At 42.5% G+C, this 1,011-nt stretch carries 1 protein-coding gene; it reads right to left on the bottom strand.

Annotated features, from left to right (window positions below; genetic code table 11):
• Window positions 1–45: 45 nt before the first annotated feature.
• Window positions 46–1,011 (bottom strand): aromatic/alkene monooxygenase hydroxylase subunit beta (locus tag UC75_RS12650; RefSeq protein ID WP_049837804.1); only part of this gene is annotated, 966 nt, incomplete at its 5' end.

A 1,011-nucleotide genomic window follows, 5' to 3' on the forward strand; every position in this document is an offset into this window, starting at 1 on the left:
CGTTGTCTTGTAATGCGAGATAGACTTTAGACATGTTGCTTCTCCTTAAGCATTTGTTAGTGGTTGTAGGCCGAGTTTTTTTGCACGTTCAATAACGACTTGTTCTGCTTGATCGACTGCCTCTGCTGTTAAGGCTGCTGTTGCCCAAGGTGTAAAAGCTGCTTTTACTTGAGTTAAAGACTCAGTGAACCATTCATTTAATAGCTGTTTGTTATGATCGGATTCTGCTGCCGCAGTTTTAATGACGGTGTCTGACCACTTACGTAAATCACTTAAAGTGTCTTTCATAAACTCAGTCAGCATGGCTAAGTCACGAGCATTTTGACTCACTAACCACTGATCAAACTGTTGATAGACAAGCTCTGTCACAAAGCCGTCAATCACAAGGTTCTGTAATAAGAAAAGTTTGAAGTAATCTTGCTCTGTGAGGCTTTCTTCACACAGACGGCGTAAGCCTTGCCATGCTGGATGTTGCATCCAAGCCTGTTTTGCCTGCTGTAGTGAGTCGCCGCTATTACCATCTAAAGCTAAGCCAATCCGTGAGATGTACTGCGCAATTCCTAAATGATCCATCGCGGCATAAATACAAGCTTGGGTAAGCACGGTACCATAACCATAGGCACTACCAGACATCATGTGTAAGTTTGCAGTTTGTTCAACGTGGCGAAATGGCAATAGGCATTCAATGACCTTGGCTTTGACTTCATCAGACAAATGTTCTGCAAGCTGACGTTTTTCAAAAAAAGCAAAATTACTTTCGGCTGTGTCCTGTAAACGCGCACGGTGCTGAACATAAGTTCCATAATAGAATTGACGTGGATCTTTAAATGCGTACCAGTCTTGCATTTGCAGGGCAGTATGGGTTTTATCATTTAAGGTCTTTTCAGGTTTCCACAACGGACGATAGTGAAAGTTAGTTTCTGCCTGTACATCAAAACTTACTTCTTGATATCGAGTTGCTGGCTTAGTACCAAATCGTCTTTCGATATAGGCGTAGTTCTGGCGGATAGG

The sequence above is a fragment of the Acinetobacter sp. V2 genome, from assembly GCF_001188385.1.
Taxonomy (GTDB): Bacteria; Pseudomonadota; Gammaproteobacteria; order Pseudomonadales; family Moraxellaceae; genus Acinetobacter; species Acinetobacter oleivorans.